The sequence below is a fragment of the Citricoccus muralis genome, from assembly GCF_003386075.1.
Classification (GTDB): Bacteria; Actinomycetota; Actinomycetes; order Actinomycetales; family Micrococcaceae; genus Citricoccus; species Citricoccus muralis.
Window position 1 is genome coordinate 2983521 of sequence record NZ_QREH01000001.1, and the last position, 14111, is coordinate 2997631.

Genomic DNA, 14111 nt, shown 5'->3' on the forward strand with positions numbered 1-14111 from the left:
GCCTTGAATACTGGCCACTGGATGTTTCGGAGCTGTTGCTGGGCGTTGATTCCGCGTAACCGTTGTGGGTCTTTCATGTTTCCCGTGGATGCGGCATGTCCCGCGCATCTCCGCACCTCCAGAGGGGCACGGGACAGAACGACGCCGGCCCGGTCACCTGGGGTGACCGGGCCGGCGTCGTTGTTCGCGGTGGTGGAAAGGCCTACCGCCGCAGGATCTTGCGCGCCAGGATGTTGCCCAGGGCCTGGATGACCTGGACCACGATCACGATGATGAACAGGGCGGTCCAAGTGACCACGGGGTCGAACTGGCGGTAACCGTAGGAGACGGCGTAGTTGCCCAGGCCCTCACCGCCGATGATGCCGGCCACGGCGGACATGTCGATCAGGGCGACGATGGCGAAGGTGTAACCCAGCACGAGCGGGCCCAGGGCCTCCGGCAGGATCACGGTGCGGACGATGCGCCAGGGACTGGCACCCATGGCGCGGGCCGCCTCGATCACACCGGGGTCCACGGCCATCAGGTTCTGCTCCACGAGGCGGGCGATGAAGAAGCTGGCCGCGATCGAGATGCCGAACACCACGGCGTCGGAGCCGATGCCGGTGCCCACCACCTGCCGCGCCAACGGCTGGATGGCCGCGATGAAGATGATGAACGGCACGGGGCGGAACGTGTTGACCAGGATGTTGATGATCCAGAAGACGGCCGTCTGCTGCATGATTCCGCCCTTGCGGGTCACGTAGAGCAGCAGTCCCAGGATGAGGCCGCAGATTCCGCCGAAGACGAGAGCGAGGGCGACGATCCACAGCATGATGCCGGTCTGCTCCAGCAGCGTCGGCATCAGCTCGGTGATCTGATCGATGATGGTCATGCGTGCACCTCCTCAACGGTGACTCCGGATCCGATGGAGGAAATCGCCTCGTCCACTGCCGCGGCGTCCCCGCGCACGGCGATCGTCAGCAGCCCGTAGACGCGGCCCTGGATGGAGTCCACGCCGCCGTACACCAGGTTGAAGTCGACGCCGGCGCGCGCCAGTGCCCCGAAGACGCGGGCCTCGGTGGCCCCCTCGTCCGTGAACGAGATGGTGAAGAACCGCCCCTCGTGCTGCGCGCGCAGCTCGGTGAGTTCGTCGCCCGAGGGCAGGTTCCGCACCACGGTGCGCACGAAGCGCTTGGACGTGGTGGTCTGCGGGTTGGTGAAGACGGAGTAGGTCTCGCCGGCCTCCACCACCTGGCCGCGGTCCATCACGGCGACCTTGGTGGCGATCCGGGCGATCACGTCCATCTCGTGGGTGATGACCACGATCGTCACGCCGAGCTCCCGGTTGACCTTGGCCAGCAGGTCCAGGACCTCGTCCGTGGTCTCCGGGTCCAGGGCGGAGGTGGCCTCATCGGCGAGCAGGATGGGCGGATCCGCGGCCAGGGCCCGGGCGATGCCGACGCGCTGCTGCTGGCCGCCGGAGAGCTGTTCCGGGAAGGCACTCGCCTTGTCCGCGAGCCCCACGAAGTCGAGCAGCTCGAGCGCCTTCCTCTTTCGCTCGGACTTGCCCATTCCGGCGACCTCCAGTGGGTACTCCACGTTGCGGCGCACCGAGCGGGAACTGAGCAGGTTGAAGCGCTGGAAGATCATCCCGATGCCGGTGCGCATCTGGCGCTGCCGGGCCGCGGAGAGCCGGGTGATATCCGTCCCGTCGATCTCGATGGAGCCGGCGGTGGCCGGCTCGAGGGCGTTGATCAGGCGGACGAGGGTCGACTTTCCCGCACCCGAGTAGCCGATGATGCCGAAGACATCACCCTTCTCGATCTCGAGGCTGACACGGTCCACCGCCACGGTCGGGGCATGACCGCGCTGCGGCGCGGGATACTCCTTGGTGACGTCCTTCAGAGCGATGTGGGGCATGGGGTGATTGTCCTGCAATTCCTTCGATTCGGGCACCAGTTGACCGGGCACTGCCGTGCCCACCACGCCCGACGCCGGCCGGCACCTCCCAGCGGAAGGTGGCGGCCGGCGTCGGACCGGGTGCCGGGGATCAGCCTGCGTTGCTGAGGGCTTCCTCAGTGGTCGTGAGCGACTCCTGCAGCTCCGCAGCCGGGGTCTGCAGGAACACCGCTGAGCCTCCGGCCGACTCCTGGGCGCCGTCCAGCACGTCCTGGTTGGTCTGGTAGATCTCCACCAGCTGGTTCAGCACCTCGTTGTCCTTGTCCTCGGCCTTCGTGGCGAAGATGTTGACGTAGGGCAGGGCCGCCGGGTCCTCGGGATCGTCCTGGGCGATGGCGTCCTCGGGAGTCAGTCCGGCGTCGCCCATGAAGTCGTTGTTGACGATGGCGGCGGCGACGTCCGGCAGGGACGTCACGGTCACGGCGGCGTCCAGGGCGGAGACCTGGACCTTGGACTCCTCCTGGATGATGTCCTCGGGGGTGGAGGAGGCGTTGCCGCCGTCCCGGAGCGTGATCAGCCCCGCCGACTGCAGCACCAGCAGGCCGCGGGCCTGGTTCACCGTGTCATTGGGGACGATCACCGTCTCGCCCTCCTGGATCTGGTCCACCGAGTCGTACTTCTCGGAGTACAGGCCCATGGGGTAGATGGCGGTGGCGCCGATGGGCTGGATGTCATCCCCGGCGGCCACGTTGTAGTCCGCGAGGTACTGGATGTGCTGGAACTGGTTGATGTCCAGCTCGCCCTCGGACAGTGCCGGGTTGGGCTGCGTGTACTCGGTGAAGTCCACGATCTCCAGCGCGATGCCCTCGGCCTCTACGGCCTCCTCATAGGTGGTCCAGTACGGTTCGGAGGCGCCCACCACTCCGAGTTGGACCGGATTCTCCTCGGTGCCCAGCTCGGCGTCTGACTCGCCGCCGCCGCAAGCGGTCAGTGCCAGGGCGCCGGTCAGGGCCAGAGCCGAGAGGGAGAGTGCGCGGGTGTGGTTGCGAGTCATGGGTGGTGCTCCTGTTGTCAAGGGGGTGGTGACCGGTTAAAGCGTAGTTTTATGCGCGCTCTTGCCGTCATACGCCGACATACAGGATAGTTCACCGGCCTGTGGAGTCCCCGACTGCGTTTTCCGGGCGAAACGTGTAGTTGCATGACGCCGGCGGCGCAGACTCGTCCGCGCCACCGCAATCCTGCCCAGCCACAGTGAGCAACCCTGTGGCTGGGCAGGAGCGGAGCGTCAGCCCTGGGCGGCCACCAGGTACTCGTACCGGTAGAGCAGGGTGGCGGTCTCGGCCCGGGTGATGTGCTGGTGCGGCTTGTAGGAGCCGTCACGGTAACCCTGCGAAATGCCCTCCGATGCCATCCAGGTGATGGCCTCGTAGTGGGTGTCGGTGGTGTCCACGTCCGTGAACTCGCTCTCCTCCGGGCCCTGGTGTGCCGGGTCCACGGCGCGGTAGAGGAAGGAGGCGAACTCGCCGCGGGTCACGGACTGGCCCGGCCTGAACTTCCCGTCGGCATAGCCGAGGGTGATCTCCTCGGCGGCGGCCCAACTGACCGGGGTGAAGAAGGTCGACCCCTCGGGCACATCCGGGAAAGTGGTCCCGGTCGGTTCGGCATCCGGAGCGAGGTGACGCTGCAGGAAGGCCACGGACTCGCCACGGCTGATGTCCCGGAACTTGCGGAAGGTGCCGTCGGCATAGCCGTGGGTGATCCCCGCCACCTGCAGCCACCGCACCGGGGCGTAGTACACCGATCCGGGCTCATTGTCGGTGAAATCGGCCACCGTCTCCGTGGTCACACACTCGAAGGAGTCGGCCGAGTCCTCGGATCCGGCTCCCTGATACTCGGGCCAGGCCGGATACTGGCACATCGGCCGGGTCCGGTCCGTGCCCTCATTGGCATCCTCGGCGGTCAGAGTGCCTGGCGCCGTGCCGTCCTCCACCCAACCCGCGAGCACACCCAGCCCGTCCCAGGTGGCGTTGAACGGCCCGAAGCCGTGGCCGAGTCCCGGGACCTTGTAGTACCGGGCACTGTCCGCCAGCTCATCGCCGAAGATCTCGGTCTGCTGCTCCCAGTAGGCGTCCGAGTTGTGTGGGCTGATGAAGTCATCCGCGGTGCCATGGGTCATGAGGAGTTTGCCGCCGCGGTCGAAGAAGGGCTCCAGGCTCACGTCGGAGACGTCCGTGATGGCCGCCAGCTCCTGGATCCGCTCCTCCCATTCGGTGGGATCGAACTCCATGGCGTCGTAATCCGGGTCCTGGGTGATCAGGTACTTCACGTTGGTGGCCCCGACGCTGTAGAGCAAGCCCTCGCTGCCGGACAGGGGATTGGACGGCTGCGGCTCGGCCCCGAAGTTCGAGGCCTGCCAGAGCGCGCCCTCCAGGATCGGCCAGCGCCTGGCCTCGGTCTGACCGGCGATCTCGACGCCGGGCACATAGCTCGAGTGGACGGTGTCGATCGCGGTGATCTGTTCCGGCGTCAGGCAGGCGTCCTCCTCCGCGGCCCCAGCCTCGCAACCCAGCAGTTGCTCGACCGCATCGATGGTCAGCACCTCGTTGCAGCCCGCCACGTTGGAGATGATGCCGTCCGCGGCGCCATCGAGTTCGACCGTGTCACACACCTCGTAGACGGTGTCCGTCAGCAGTTTGGTGTCCTCCGGGCTGAGCCAGGCTTCGCCGCCCTCGGCGTACATGGCCCGGCCGGCGTTCAAGGAGGACAAGTGCAGCATCATGACGTTGTAGGCCGGGTAGTTGGCCACCACGCCCTCGTAGTCGTCCGGGTACCGGGCGGCGGCATCCAGGGCCTCGTGGCCGCCCTGGGATCCGCCGATGAAGTAGGCGAACTCGGACTCCTGGCCGTAGTACGCGTCCATGAGGACTTCGGAGACATCGTGGGCCTTCTTGATGGAGAACAGGCCGTAGTCCTTGAGCGACTCCTCGTTGAGGGCGAATTCGGCGTCGAAGCCGCCCCCCGACTCGTGGCCTCCGTCCGAGCCGAGGGTCGTGTAGCCCTGGGCCAGCGGGGTCTCAAGGTCCTGCGGCTGCAGGTTGTGGTGTCCGGTTCCGGTGACGAGGGTGCCGTTGAAGGCGCCTCCGCCGAACTGTAGCGACTTCCCGTTCCAGCCGTCCGGGAGGTTCACCTGGAAGGTCACGCCCGGGGCTTCCGGATCGACCGGCAGGGTCTTGCCGATCACCTTGCAGTAGGACTTGTCCGTCTCGTCTGAGACGTGTTCGGCGCTGTTGACGACGGCACCCGAGGTTGGAACCCCGATCTGTCCAGCGTCGATCTCCATCCCGGCGAGGGCGGAGCAGTTCTCAGCTCCACCTGATCCCACGTCTGCCGGGCCCGCCGACCCGGCTGCCTGGGCCGGGGCCGAGAGGCCCACCGCCACCATGGATACCGCCGCCACGGTGCAGGCCAGTCGCCGTGCACCGTCCTTGAATCTGGACATGATGGTTCCTCCCCGAGTGATGGCTTCCGGCGGTGCCGTGCGGGAGGACCCGCGATTCGCCCGCCGTGGAACCCATCGAGAGCAGCGAGGATGGGTCACCAGAGCGGGGGGAGCGCCGACGGACTGTGGCCATATCGTGGATCCGGCACCCCGAGTGTGTCAAGGATCACACCGCCGGGTGGAACTCTTCCGTTGGCGCGGCGACGTTCATCGCGGCTGGACTCGGCGCAGGGCTTGACGGGAACTCGCCACCCTTCCACTCCACTGCACCGTCTCCAGCGCACTTTGCGGGCAGAAGTTGGGGGTACGTGCCCGGCCGCGTCAGGACGTGGACCAGGCGGCCAGCTCGTTGCCGCCGGGGTCGGTGAAGTGGAACCGCCGGCCGCCGGGGAACGTGTAGGGCTCCTGGGTGATCTGCCCGCCGGCTGATCGCACCGCCTCCACGGTCGCGTCGAGGTCGTCCGAGTAGAGGATGACCAGGGGCATGCCGGACCCGGCGGCCGCATGGGGGTTCAGGCCGCCCACCTCGCCGTCGCCCTCGGCCGCACGGATGCCCGCGTAATCCGGGCCGTAGTCGTTGAAGGCCCAGCCGAAGGCCTCGCCGTAGAAGGCCCTGGCCCTCTCCAGGTCCGGGGCGGCGAACTCGACGTAGTCGATGGTGTGGTGGGTGGGTGCCATCGGCCCATCGTAGGGACGCCGGGGGGACGGCGTCGACGATTCGGTGCTCCGTCCCTCCAGGGCGCCCCGTCACGTCAGGCGCCCCGTCCCTCCAGAGGGTGTCGCGCCCCGACGTGCCGTGCGCCACACTGAGGCCATGACAACGGACGACCCTCGCCAGCCCGTGCCCTTCGAACTGCACATTCCCGCATCCGCCCTCGAGGACCTCGAGCGGCGGCTGGCCCACACCCGGCTGCCGGACCCGGCGCCGGGTGAACCGTGGGAGCACGGGACCGACGTCGGCTGGCTGGCCGAGCTGGTCGGCTACTGGCGGGACGGCTTCGACTGGCGAGCCCACGAGGCCGAGCTGAACTCCTTCCCGCAGTTCCGCAGCGAGGTGCGGGGGATCCCGCTGCACTTCCTCCACGTCCCGGGGCAGGGACCGGCGCCGATGCCCCTGCTGCTCAGTCACGGCTGGCCCGGCTCGGTGTTCGAGTTCCTGGACCTCATCCCGCGGCTGACCGACCCGGCCCGCTTCGGAGGAGACCCGGCCGATGCGTTCACCGTGGTGGCGCCGTCCCTGCCCGGCTACGGCTTGTCCTTCCGGCCTGGACAGCCCCGGCTCGCCGTGCCGGAGATGGCCGACCTCTTCGGCGAGCTGATGACCGACGTCCTCGGCTACCGCACGTTCGGCGCCCAGGGCGGAGACGTGGGCGCACACCTCGCCACCAGCCTCGCCGTCCGCCACCCGGAGCGGCTGACGGGGCTCCACCTGAACTTCTTGGTCGGGCTGCCGGGGTCGGTTCCCGCGGAGGAGGCCACGGAGGACGAGCGGCGCTACCTGGAGCAGCACGCGGAGTGGCGCCGGCAGGAGGGGGCCTACGCGCAGATTCAGGGCACCAAGCCGCAGACCCTCGCGGCCGCCCTGATGGACAGCCCGGCCGGGCTGGCGGCGTGGATCGGGGAGAAGTTCCACGCGTGGACGGATCACGGCGGCGACGTGTTCGAGGCAGTGGACCGGGACCGGATGCTGGCGGGCATCGCCCTGTACTGGTTCACCGGGGCCATCGCCTCCTCGTTCTGGCCATACCGCGGGCAGGTCCAGGGCGTCGGGCCCCTGTCCGGCGGCGCCATCGTGGACGTGCCCACCGGCTATGCGGCCTTCCCCGCCGAGATCCGGGTTCCACCACGCAGCCTGGCCGCCCGGCACTTCACGGACCTCCGCCGCTGGACGCAGATGGACCGCGGCGGGCACTTCGCCGCGCTCGAGCAGCCCGAGGCCCTGGCGGAGGAGATCACCGCGTTCTTCCGCGACCTCCGGTGACGGTGGTGAACGCTGCTCCGCGCCGCCGCGCAACTATTCCGGTCGCCGAGGCCGGGCCCGGAGGGTGGGCCCCGAGCGTGGGGCGCGCCGGGCTCGCCTGCTGAACCGCGCCGCCGTCGTGGTCCGGCCTAGCGGTTGACGTCGACGACGGTGCGCCCGCGGGTGCGTCCGGCCAGGATCCGCTCGGCGTAGGGGATGGTGTCCTCCAGGCCGATCGTCGTGGTCATCTCGTCCAGCTGGTTCAGGTCCAGCTCCGCGGCCAGCGCATCCCAGGCCCGTTGCCGCAGCTCCCGCGGGGCCTTGACGGAGTTCGCGCCGGTGAGCGTGACCCCGCGCAGGATGAACGGGGTGACGGAGGTCGGGAGGTCCATCCCCTGGGCGAGGCCGCAGGCGGAGACGGTGCCGCCGTACCGCATCTGCGCGAGGATGTTGGCCAGGGTGGTGCTGCCGGCGACGTCGATGGCCCCGGCCCACCGCTCGGACTGCAGCGGCTTGCCCAGCTCGTCGGAGAGTTCGTGGCGGTCGATCAGATCGGCGGCGCCGAGGCCGCGGAGGTAGTCGCCTTCCTCCTCGACGCGTCCGGTGGAGGCCACCACCCGGTAGCCGCGGCCGGCCAGCAGGGACACCGCCACGGAGCCGACCCCGCCGGCGGCGCCGGTCACCAGGACGTCCCCGGACTCCGTGGTCACCCCCGCGTCCTCCAGCTGCAGGACGGAGATCATCGCGGTGAAGCCCGCGGTGCCGAGGGCCGCGGCGCGCTCCGGGCTCAGTGCCGCCGGCAGTCTCACGAGGGCGTCCGGCCGGACCCGGGCCCGGGTGGCGAAGCCGCCGTGCAGGGACTCGCCGATGCCGTCCCCGTTGAGCACCACGGTGTCTCCGGCGGACCAATTTGGGTCCTCGGAACGGGTCACCGTGCCGACGATGTCGATCCCCGGGATGATCGGGAAGCTCTGCAGGATGCCTCGGCCTCCGCCGTTGATGGCCATGCCGTCCTTGTAGTTGTAGCTGGAGTAGAGCACATCCAGCTCCACGGTGCCGGATTCGCCGACGCAGACCAGGAGCTGGTCCTCCATCACCTCTTTGACCTCTGCTTTGGCACCCTGGGCTGGCACGATCACTGCGCGCATGCGTCCTCCTTCGTTCGGTCTTCGTTCGGTCTTCGTTCGGTCTTCGTTCGATACCGGTGGCTCTTCCCCACTCACGGTACGGAGGAGCACCGCCTGACGCCATGGGCCCAGGGCAGCTTTCCCGCCGATCCTGGCTATTCCCGGTGATCATGACCGGGAATATTCAGGATCACCGGGAATTGTGCGAGGGGCAGCCTCCGTGGCTGCCACCCAGGGCGACCTCGAGGAACTCGGCCGCCGTGCCGCCGTCGGGCAGCCGGCCCCGCCAGACGGCTTGCAGGAGACGATCGAGCCGTGGCCCGCGCGTCAGGATCTGCGTCAGTTGGCCGGAGCGCAGGTAGCCGTCCACGGCCAGGCGTGACAGGACGGCGGGGCCGATGCCCTCCACGACGGCCTGGCAGATCGCCGAGTTGCTGTTGAGTTCCACGTGCGGGGCGGGGCGGTGATCGTCCACGAGGCGGTCGAGGAAGGCACGGGTTCCGGAGCCCTCCTCTCGCTCGACCAGCGCGGTGGTGGCCAGCTCGGCCGGGTCCAGTGGCTCGGCGCGCCGGGCCCACGGGTGCCCCGGACCGGCGACGACGACCAGCTGATCCGTGAATACCGTGACCGCGCGCAGATCCGCCGGGAGGTCGGGGGTCTCCACGAAGCCCAGTGCCACCGCCCCTGCCGTCACCGCCTCGATGACGTGGGCCGAGTTCATCACCCGCAGCTGGGTGGCCACGCCCGGCCGCCGTGCCCGGAACGCCCCGATCCAACCCGGCAACAGGTGTTCGGCGATGGTCATGCTCGCCCCGATCGCCAACTCCTCCTGCCCCCGGTGCGCCAGGGCGTCGGCCCCCGCGGACAACCGGTCCACGCCGTCCAGCACCTCGCGCGCCCACTCGACGGTCAGCACGCCCTCCTGCGTCAGAGTCGAGCCGCGGGTGGACCGGCGCACCAGCGTATAGCCCAGCCGCCGCTCGAGCGTCCGGAGGGAACGGGAGGCATTGGACTGCGCGATCCCCGCTGCCCGCGCGGAGGAACTCAGGCTCCCGTGATCAGCGACGCCCACCAGCAGGCGAAGCATGGTCAGGTTCAGCCACGAGTCGATGTGCGGGGCGTGCGATGGGGCCTGTTGCTGGGCGTGCTGCGGAACAGGCAAGCGGCTCTGCTGAGGGTCGTCCTCTGTTGCGGTGGACATATCAGCATCATATGGCCGTGTTGGTCAGGCGGGGGCTACTGCCGGTCCGCCGGTGCTGGAATCGTCGAAGGGTGCCTTTTCCTGACAGCGCCGGAACCCGCTCCGTAGCACCGCCGCCGACCCCTGGGGCCGGCGGCGAGCGCGGTTCAACCCCCGCGGATCTGCAGGAGACACGGCGGGGCCTCCGCCGGTTCCCGACGCCGGCCCTGCCCGGCCTCGCCGTCTGCCTCGCCGGGGCGGGGCTCGCCTGGGGAATGGCGCAACTGCTGCCGGGCATCAGCCCGCTGCTCGTGGCGATCCTGGCCGGGGCGCTGTGGCGGAACCTGGCCCCCGTGCCGGCGGTGCTGGCGCCCGGGGTGGCGATCTCGGCCAAGAGGCTACTGCGCACGGGGATCGTGCTGCTCGGGCTGCAGGTGTCCCTGACCTCGGTGCTGGACCTGGGCTTCGGGGTCTTGGCCGTGGTGGTGGCGTCCGTGGCCGTGACGTTCTTCGGGACACTGTGGATCGGCGCCCGGCTGGGGATCTCGCCGGCCCAGCGGTTGCTGATCGCCTCCGGGTTCTCCATCTGTGGCGCGGCGGCGGTGGCCGGCATGGACGGGGTGGCCAAGGCCAAGGAGGAGGAGGTCGCCACGGCCATCGCCCTGGTGGTGCTGTTCGGCACCATCATGATCCCGCTGGTGCCGTTCCTCGGCGGACTGCTGGGCCTGCCGGAGGAGACGCTCGGGATCTGGATCGGTGCGTCCACCCATGAGCTCGCCCAGGTGGTGGCCGCCGGTGGCGCGGTGGGTAGTGGTGCGCTCGCCGTCGCCGTGACCGTGAAGCTGGCCCGCGTGCTGATGCTGGCGCCGATGGCGGCCGGGGTCTCGATCCACCTGCGGCGGCAGGGTGGAGCCGCGACCACGGCGAAGCGCCCGCCGATCGTCCCGCTCTTCGTCCTCGGCTTCGTGGCGGCCATGATCCTGCGGACCACGGGGGTGCTGCCCGAGGCCGTACTGGACGTGGTCCAGACCGTGCAGACGCTGCTGCTGTCCGCAGCGATGTTCGCCCTGGGCCTCGGGGTGCATCTCAAGAGCCTCATCCAGGTCGGTTACCGGCCCGTGCTGCTCGGGCTGCTCTCCACGGGCGTCATCCTCGCGATCTCGCTGGGCGGGATCGCCGCGCTGGGGCTGTAGGGCCGGCGTCGGGCCCGACCGCTCAGTAGTTCTGCGGCGGGTCGGAGGCGGGGAAGGAGGCCTTGCCCCAGTCGTCCGCGCGGGCATCATCCTGGTCATGCCGGGCCTGGGCCTTCTTGGCGTCCGCCATGAGCTGATCGGCCACCTCCGCGTGGGTGCTCGTGGCCTCGGCGGTGGCTGTGGACGGGGTGGTGCTGGTCCCGGGGCCAGCCTTCGGGTCGCTCATGACGTCTCCTTTCGACTGCTTCCATCATCGGTCTCCCGGCGCCGCGGCGCACGGGTTCATCCCCGCCCGGTCAATTGGTTGAGGATGCGCATCATTGAGCTGTCCCGTCTTCACGGGCGCCCGGACTGGCAGCCGCGCTACTCTGCCACCATGGGGCTGACGAATATCAAGCGGCATGATATTCTCGTCACACATTCCACCCGTGATGCACCTCACTTACTTGGGAGATCGCCATGAAGTACAGCCGTCTCGGCACCGCAGCCCTCGCTGGTCTGACCGTGCTGGCCCTCGCCTCCTGTTCCTCGTCGGACGCCGGCGTCGAATCCTCCGGCGAGGATTCCGCGTCCACCGCCGCCGGTGGGGTCAACACCGAGGCCCCGGCGTACGACCTGCTGCCGGAGGACATCAAGTCCGCCGGAGGCATCACCATCGCCGGTGACACCCACCCGCCGTACCGCACCCTGCAGGAGGGCGGCGAGATCACCGGCATCGACCCGGACATCCAGGAGGCCCTCTCCGAGCAGCTGGGCGTTCCGTTCACCATCCAGACCTCATCGGGACTGGATGCCATGCTGACCGGCATGCTGTCCGGCCGCTACGACGCCTTCAACGGGCCGGTCCGCACCACCGCCGAGCGGGAGGAGGACTTCGACGCCGTGGTCTGGATGACCACCCGGACCTCCTACCTCTACCTCAGCGAACGCCAGGACGAGCTGGGCGAGTCGGAGGACCTCTGCGGCGCCCGGGTCGCCGGCGTCACGGGCTCGGTCACCGAGAGCCAGTTGGAGCGCTACACCGAGTGGTGCGAGGGTGAGGGCCTCGAAGCCCCGGAGTTCATCGGCCTGGAGGACACCAACTCCACCATCCTGGCCGTCCAGTCGGACCGCGCGGACTACGCGGGCACCACCCAGACCGCGGCCCTCGACATCCAGAGCCAGGACGAGGGCACCTTCGACTTCCTCGTGCAGACGGACGAGCAGGGCGCCGGCGTGGACCAGCTCGCCATGTTCCTCCCCAAGGACAACGAGCTCGCGCCGGCCATGCTGGCCGCTTTCGAGGGCATCTTCGAGAACGGTGAGTATGACCGGATCATGTCCGAGTGGGAGCTGGACGACGTCACGGTGGAGGCTCCGACCCTCAACCCGATGTCCGAGCAAGAGTCCGAGCAAGAGTCCGGCGAATGACCCTATCGGAGACCCCTATGTCCCCCTCCGCACCATCCACAGCCTCCACACCGTCCGCCCCCGCCGTGCGCACCGACGCCGTGGACGTGGCCCAGGCCCGGCCTCGGGTCAGGCCGCTGCGCGTCCTGGGCACCGCGGTGCTGGTCCTCGTGGCCGTGGGCATCGGATCCTTTCTCGTCACCAACGAGCGGTTCGAATGGCCCATCGTCGCGGAGTACCTCTTCAACCCCAGCGTGCTCCTCGGCCTGGTGACCAGTGTCCTGCTGATGGTGGTGGCCATGGTGCTCGGCACAGCGTTGGGCACCGTCCTGGCCGCCGGCCAGCTCAGCGACTACTGGCCCGTGCGCGTGGCCTGCATGGCCTTCGTGGGCTTCTTCCGCGGGGTCCCGCCCCTGGTCCAGCTGATCTTCTGGTTCAACCTCGCCTACCTGCTCCCTCGGATCTCCGTGGGGGTGCCGTTCGGGCCCGAATTCTTCAGCTGGTCCACGAACGACATCATCACGCCGTTGACGGCGGCCATTATCGGCCTGTCCCTGCACGAGGCCGCCTACATGGCGGAGATCATCCGGGCGGGCATCCTCTCGGTGGACCAGGGCCAGCATGACGCCTCGGCGGCCATGGGCTTCAGCCGGTGGCACTCCTTCACCCGGATCGTGCTGCCGCAGGCCATGCGGGTCATCATCCCGCCGACCGGCTCCCAGGTCATCGCCACCCTCAAGGGGACCTCGCTGGTCAGCGTCATCGCCATGGGGGACCTGCTGCACGCCGTGCAGGTCGTCTACAACCGCACCTATGACGTGGTGCCCATGCTGATCGTGGCCGTGATCTGGTATCTCGTGGCCGTGACCATCCTGACCTTCTTCCAACGCAAGGTCGAGGACTACTACAGCCGCGGGGCCACGCGTACGGTGCCCAAGGCCACCGCAATCCCCGTGCCCGACGCCGGCCGGCCCGGTGCCGCTGCGGAGATCCGGAACCAGGAGAACCAGTGATGAACGAGACCCAGACCGCCTCCACGCCCGGGGCTGCGCGAACAGCGGGCGCAACGGGCACAGCGGCCGCGGCGGGAGGCCGGAAGTCCGGCCCCGTCCTCGAAGTCGTCAGCCTGCGCAAGCACTTCGGGGACCTCGTGGCCCTGGACGGCATCGACCTGACCGTCAACGAGGGCGAGGTGGTGGCCATCCTCGGGCCCTCCGGCTCCGGCAAGTCCACCCTGGTGCGGTGCCTCGACCAGCTCGAGACGATCGACGGCGGCGCCATGTACCTGGACGGAGAACTGCTCGGCTTCGAGCAGGGCCGCAGCCTGCGTCCGCTGACCGATGCCGGGGTCCGCGCCCAGCGCCGCCGGATGAGCATGGTGTTCCAGCAGTTCAACCTGTTCCCGCACTGGACCGTGCTGCGCAATGTCACCGAGGCCCCCATCGCGGTCCACGGGGTCCCGTCAGCCCAGGCCAAGGCCGCGGCGCGGGACCTGCTGGCCAAGGTGGGTCTCTCGGACAAGGAGGACGCGTATCCGCGGCAGCTCTCGGGCGGCCAGCAGCAGCGCGTGGCCATCGCCCGGGCGGTGGCCGTGGAGCCGCGGGTGCTGCTGTTCGACGAGCCGACCAGCGCCCTGGACCCGGAGCTCATCGACGAGGTGCTGCAGACCATGAAGGCCCTGGCCGCCACCGGCCGGACCATGGTGGTGGTCACCCACGAGATGGAGTTCGCCCGCGAGGTCGCGGACCGCTGCGTGTTCATGGCCGAGGGCCGGGTCATCGAGGACCGCCCCGCGGACGAGTTCTTCCGCGCCCCAGAGACGGACCGGCTCCGCTCCTTCCTGGCCCGCTCGATGCGGGCCAACGACGAGCGGCAGGGATGACGG

Annotated in this window: 13 protein-coding genes; 5 read left to right on the forward strand and 8 right to left on the reverse strand. The window is 69.3% G+C overall.

Going from position 1 to position 14111, the window contains the following annotated elements; genetic code table 11:
* Positions 1-202: 202 nt before the first annotated feature.
* The 5 genes from C8E99_RS13315 to C8E99_RS13335 all read right to left on the reverse strand — a co-directional run bounded on the left by C8E99_RS13315 (position 203) and on the right by C8E99_RS13335 (position 6055).
* Complete coding sequence (locus tag C8E99_RS13315) at positions 203-862, reverse strand: methionine ABC transporter permease (protein WP_425452930.1); 660 nt, start codon at positions 860-862, stop codon at positions 203-205.
* Positions 863-867: 5 nt separating this feature from the next.
* Positions 868-1899 (reverse strand): methionine ABC transporter ATP-binding protein, encoded by a 1032-nt coding sequence (locus C8E99_RS13320; RefSeq protein ID WP_115932694.1) that lies wholly within the window; start codon positions 1897-1899, stop codon positions 868-870.
* Positions 1900-2029: 130 nt separating this feature from the next.
* Positions 2030-2932 (reverse strand): MetQ/NlpA family ABC transporter substrate-binding protein, encoded by a 903-nt coding sequence (locus C8E99_RS13325; protein WP_115932695.1) that lies wholly within the window; start codon positions 2930-2932, stop codon positions 2030-2032.
* A 231-nt stretch (positions 2933-3163) separates the two neighbouring features.
* A complete protein-coding gene (locus tag C8E99_RS13330; RefSeq protein WP_115932696.1) occupies positions 3164-5377 on the reverse strand; it encodes a tannase/feruloyl esterase family alpha/beta hydrolase in 2214 nt (737 codons plus the stop codon).
* A 321-nt stretch (positions 5378-5698) separates the two neighbouring features.
* Positions 5699-6055 carry a VOC family protein gene (locus C8E99_RS13335; RefSeq protein ID WP_115932697.1) on the reverse strand — a complete coding sequence of 119 codons (357 nt, stop codon included), beginning with the start codon at positions 6053-6055 and terminating at the stop codon, positions 5699-5701.
* 136 nt (positions 6056-6191) lie between these two features.
* On the opposite strand from C8E99_RS13335, the gene C8E99_RS16350 reads away from it, so the two are divergent.
* A complete protein-coding gene (locus C8E99_RS16350) occupies positions 6192-7358 on the forward strand; it encodes an epoxide hydrolase family protein (RefSeq protein ID WP_115932698.1) in 1167 nt (388 codons plus the stop codon).
* 128 nt (positions 7359-7486) lie between these two features.
* Here the strand turns inward: C8E99_RS16350 and C8E99_RS13345 are convergent, their stop codons facing one another.
* Both C8E99_RS13345 and C8E99_RS13350 read right to left on the reverse strand, forming a co-directional pair.
* A complete protein-coding gene (locus C8E99_RS13345; protein WP_115932699.1) occupies positions 7487-8485 on the reverse strand; it encodes an MDR family oxidoreductase in 999 nt (332 codons plus the stop codon).
* Positions 8486-8654: 169 nt separating this feature from the next.
* On the reverse strand, positions 8655-9665 hold the full coding sequence (locus C8E99_RS13350; RefSeq protein WP_115932700.1) for a LysR family transcriptional regulator: 1011 nt from the start codon (positions 9663-9665) through the stop codon (positions 8655-8657).
* A gap of 71 nt (positions 9666-9736) precedes the next feature.
* Between C8E99_RS13350 and C8E99_RS13355 the strand changes: the two genes are divergently transcribed.
* Positions 9737-10837 (forward strand): YeiH family protein, encoded by a 1101-nt coding sequence (locus C8E99_RS13355; RefSeq protein WP_245952337.1) that lies wholly within the window; start codon positions 9737-9739, stop codon positions 10835-10837.
* Between the two features lie 22 nt (positions 10838-10859).
* Here the strand turns inward: C8E99_RS13355 and C8E99_RS13360 are convergent, their stop codons facing one another.
* On the reverse strand, positions 10860-11063 hold the full coding sequence (locus C8E99_RS13360; protein WP_115932702.1) for a hypothetical protein: 204 nt from the start codon (positions 11061-11063) through the stop codon (positions 10860-10862).
* Between the two features lie 233 nt (positions 11064-11296).
* Here C8E99_RS13360 and C8E99_RS13365 point away from each other — a divergent pair, with 233 nt between their 5' ends.
* The 3 genes from C8E99_RS13365 to C8E99_RS13375 are packed head-to-tail and all read left to right on the forward strand — an operon-like array spanning position 11297 to position 14108.
* Positions 11297-12247, forward strand: a complete 951-nt coding sequence (locus tag C8E99_RS13365) for a transporter substrate-binding domain-containing protein (protein ID WP_115932703.1) — start codon at positions 11297-11299, stop codon at positions 12245-12247.
* Positions 12244-13239, forward strand: coding sequence for an amino acid ABC transporter permease (locus C8E99_RS13370; RefSeq protein ID WP_115932704.1), 996 nt, complete (start codon positions 12244-12246; stop codon positions 13237-13239). Before C8E99_RS13365 ends, C8E99_RS13370 begins: the two co-directional genes overlap by 4 nt.
* On the forward strand, positions 13239-14108 hold the full coding sequence (locus C8E99_RS13375) for an amino acid ABC transporter ATP-binding protein (protein WP_115932705.1): 870 nt from the start codon (positions 13239-13241) through the stop codon (positions 14106-14108). The genes C8E99_RS13370 and C8E99_RS13375 overlap by 1 nt, the downstream gene beginning before the upstream one ends.
* The last annotated feature ends 3 nt before the right edge of the window (positions 14109-14111 follow it).